The organism is Streptomyces sp. rh34, assembly GCF_002551245.1.
Taxonomy (GTDB): domain Bacteria; phylum Actinomycetota; class Actinomycetes; order Streptomycetales; family Streptomycetaceae; genus Streptomyces.
Window position 1 is genome coordinate 1 of record NZ_NTGZ01000401.1, and the last position, 4,199, is coordinate 4,199.

Below are 4,199 nucleotides of genomic sequence, written 5' to 3' on the forward strand. Positions count from 1 at the left end.
AGATGTGTATAAGAGACAGGTCCGGGGCCCAGCTCCGGGGCGGCCTGCTCGCCCCGGGCGGCCAGCGCCGCCAGCCGCTCCCGGATCTCCTCGTCGGGGAAGGCCGCGCCCGGCGGGATCTCGTCCGAGGGGCCGCGCGCGGCGGCGAGGGCCAGTTCCGCCTCCGGGTCGCGGTAGAGGCGCTCCCACGCGGCGGTCTCGTCGTCCTCCTCGCTCTCCGCGTCCCGTTCGGTGGCTCCGGCCCCGTCGTACGGGATGCTGGCCCCGCCCGCGGCGAGCCGGGCCCCGTACCGCCGGCCCCAGTCGAGCGGCACGACCCGCACGCCCGGGGCGGCCTCGGCGAGCGAGGCCGTGACCCGTGCGTACAGGGCCTCGGTGTGCGGCGGTCGCACGCCCGTGCCGTGGATGAATATGACCGTGGTCATGCGTCGCCCCCGTCCGTGGTCTCCCGGCCCTGCGGGCCGGGAGCGTGGTCCGTCCGGACCGGGCGTCAAAGCCCCGGCCCGGTCCGTCGCCTCACAACGGAATCACCGTCACGTCGTACTCGATGCGCTGATGCAGCCGGGCCGAGGTCCGCCACGGATGCTGGTCCCCCAGGACCCGTGTCAGGCCCTCCACCGCTTCGGCGTTGAGCCGGTCCGCCTCCGCGGGGCGGCCGAGTCCACGCTGGTCCAGGGAGAGGTTCGCGACACAGACGAGGGTGCAGGGATGGTCCGCGCCGGCCACCTCGGTGAGCAGCGGCAGCGTGGCGCTGTCCACCTCCAGGGCGCCCGCGAAGTCCAGCCGGGCGTAGTGGTCGTTGGCCCGGCCCAGCGCGGCGGCCAGTGTGTAGACGTGGCGCTCCCCCAGGTCCGCCCGCAGCCGTGTCCCGGCGACCGTGTCCAGCCGCTCGGCCTCCTCCACCTCGCCCATGGCCCGCAGGGTGGCGGCCACGTTGACCATGGCGCACAGGGTGTACGGGTGGTGCTCGCCGAAGATGTCCCGGTAGCGGTCGAGGATCTGCCGGCCGAGGCGCCGGGAGTCCTCCAGCCTGCCCGCGATCCTGCGGTCGACGACCGCCGCCAGGGCGGCCCCCAGGGTCTCCGGGTACTCGGCGCCGTACCGGGTGGTGAAGCGCTCCAGGATCTCCTCGACCAGCTCTGCCGCCCCCTCCAGGAATCCGGCCCTGCGTCGGCAGATCGCGAGATTCAGCGCGGCCCGGATCGTCGCCGCGTTGGTGGGGCCGAAATGGGTCCGGTAGGTCTGGTACGTCGACTCCTGCAGGACCCGGGCCCCCAGGAAGTCGCCCGCCTCGCGGGTGTCCGCCGCCACGGCGCTCAGCGTGTTGAGGGTGAGGCCGCTGGTCGGACCGTAGAGCAACTGGCGTTGCCTGGCGGTCTCTTCGTCGATCTCCTTCGCCAGCCGGAAGTCGCCGTTCACGCGCAGCGAGACGCCGTAGTTGTGGGCCGCGTTCAGGGTCGTCGGGTCCTCCGGGCCGTAGAGGTCGCTCGACCGCTCGAAGGCCTCGGCGCTCAGCTCGCGGGCGGCGTGGAAGTCGCCCCGGTAGCGCAGCGAACCGGCCATCTGGAGCATGGAGTCGATGAGCTCCTCCTCCGGGATCGGCGCGCTGCGCGAGACCTCCATGGCCTGTTCGCTCAACGCCGCGGCCTCCGGGATCCGGCCGAGGTGCTGGAGGTAGAAGCCGAGCATCTTGGTGATCCGGATGACATGCAGGTCGTCCTGGGCCGACTGCTCGCCCCAGGCCTCCCACGCCCGGCGGGTCAGGTCCGCGCCCGCCTCGTGGGCGCCCCAGTAGTAGAGGAAGGTGACCATGTCGAACACCAGGTCGCGCACCCAGCCGTCGGAGCTGTCGACGGCGTCGGAGGCGATCACGTGGGGCAGCAGTCCGAGGTAGGCGGGCCACTGTTCCGGTGAGGCGGGCAGCCCGGGTTTGGCGGTGGTCAGGAGCAGGTGGGCGGCGTTGCGCATCGTCTCCCGCTCCTCCGGATCCAGCCGGGCGACGATCACGTTCTGCATCAGCCGGTGCATCTGGAGCGTGCCGGCCTTGTGGTCGAGGCGCACCAGCGAGAGCTTGCTCAGGTCACGGGTGGCTCGGGCGAGCAGCAGCGGGTCGCGCAGCACGCGGTCCAGCTCCGGGGTGATCTGGACGTTGCGGCCGCCGCGGAGCATGTTGAGCGGGATGGGCTCGGGCGCCATGCAGGCGCAGATCTGCAGCAGTTGGCGGGCGGCCGGGTTCTCGGCGGACAGCCGGCCGAGCGAGATGTCCCAGACCGCGGCGACGGGCAGGGGGTAGTCCGGGGACGGGGCCAGTTCGAGGATCTCGGGGCGCCGTTCGTCCAGCAGCTGGAGGTACTCGTCGACCGGCATGCCGGTGGCCGCGTGCCAGGCGCCGGCCTGTTCGACGGCCAGGGGCAGATCGCCGAGCGCCTCGGCGAGGCGGCCGGCGTCATGGGTGCTCAGGCCCCGGGCCCGGCGCTGGAGCAGGGAGATGCTCTCCTCACGGTCGAAGACGTCGACGCTGAGGGGGGTGGCGACGCGTTCCCACTCCCGGTTGCGCGAGGTGACGATGATTTTTCCCGGTCCGCCGTTGGGGAAGTACGAGCGCACCGACTCGATGTCCTCGGCGTTGTCGAAGACCAGCAGCCAGTTGTCGAAGGGCTTGCCGGTGCGCAGGGCCTCGCGGACGGCGGGCACGGCGGTGTTCGCCTGCGGTCCGACCTCCAGGCCGAGGGCGGTCGCCAGCTCGGCGAGCGCGGCCAGGATCAGGCTCTCCTGCTCGGCGGGGATCCACCAGATGACGTTGTACTCGCCGCTGTGGCGGTAGACGTACTCCACCGCGATCTGTGATTTGCCCACGCCGCCGAGGCCGTGCAGTGCGTGCGGGAGGACCGCCGTCGTCTCGTCCTCGGTCAGCTGCCGCTCCACGGCCGCGAGAAGGGACTCGCGGCCGGTGAAGTTGGGGTTCTTGGGCGGCACGTTGCCCATGATCCTCGGCTGGCCCGAACGTACGACGCGTGCTTCCGGCGCTTTGACTTCCATCTCCTCGTGAGCCCTCCGGGCGGTGTCGTCAGCTGGTGCCGAGGGGTCAGCTGCTGGTGGTGTCGTGGGCGGCACGGGTCCTCCTGGTGAAACGACGCTGTCCGGTGCCAGCTTTGCCCAGTTCGGGGCATTTTTCATCGGTTCCGTGGCGATCTCACCCGGCCGGGCAGGGGGGCGGTCCGACGAACGCACCAGACGGGTGGCCACTCTGGCGGCCCGGCCGGCGTAGGGGCCGGCCAGCGCTCGCAGGACCGCCAGTTCGATCCGGAGCCAGGGGCGGGCGCCGGGTTCCGCTCCGGGAAGGGCGGTGCGCACCGGGTCATGGATGGCCGCCCGGAGCCGGGCGCCGTGACCCTGCCCCGTACGCAGCTCCGCCAGCAGCCCCACCGTGCGGGCGAGTTGGGTTCTGGTGCTGGTGGCCAGCAGCGCTTCGCGTACGTCGTCGGCGAAGTCCGGACCGCTCCCGTCGGCGTCCCAGTCGATCAGCCCGCCCATCATGACCTCGGCGAGGTGCTCGGGCCCGGCGTCCGGCAGCGCCAGGTCGCGCAGCTCGTCGATGACGGCGAAGTCCATCGGGGCGAGGGCCAGCAGCACGGCGAGCTGCCGGGCCAACGGGCTGGCGAGCGAGCGGAACCTGCGTACGGCGGCGGCCGCCGCCCTGGGGCCGTCGACGACGGGGGTGCGCAGCCCGGGGGCGGAGGCTCCCTTGGCCATCGCGCCCGCCAGGACGACCGGCAGCGTCCGCCGCACTCCTCGTTCGCCGGTCACCAGGTCGGCCCAGGCGCGGAAGGACCCGGCGCGCACGCTGAGCACCGGTACGGGCACGGTGCCGTCGTCCGGTTCGGGCAGCGGCCGGACGGGGTCGTGCGCGCCGAGCGGCGGGCGGAAGCGGAAGCGCCGGTTCGGTGCGCCGAAGCCTCCGGCGTCCAGTTGGGCGCGGAAGGGGAACAGTGAGGAGCGGTGGCGCAGATAGGGCGGCAGGAGGTGGACGAGCGCGGTGGGCCCACCGGATGCGAGCCGTTCCAGCAGCCGGTCGGCTCCGGGGCCCGCCCAGCCGTGGGCGAGTCCGTCGGTGACGACGAGGAAGAGCCGCGAGCCGCGGCCGTCGAGCAGTTCGGCGGGGTCGCCGTCGCGGCCGCCGGGCCAGCGCAGCGCGGGTT

Annotated in this window: 1 protein-coding gene and 1 pseudogene; both read right to left on the reverse strand. The window is 73.0% G+C overall.

What is annotated here, in order from left to right:
* Positions 1 to 425: pseudogene (locus CR470_RS36080) on the reverse strand (hypothetical protein); the annotation flags it as partial.
* A gap of 91 nt (positions 426 to 516) precedes the next feature.
* Positions 517 to 4,199, reverse strand: a 3,683-nt coding sequence (gene fxsT / locus CR470_RS36085; protein WP_257139039.1) for an FxSxx-COOH system tetratricopeptide repeat protein, incomplete at its 5' end; no start/stop codon positions are given.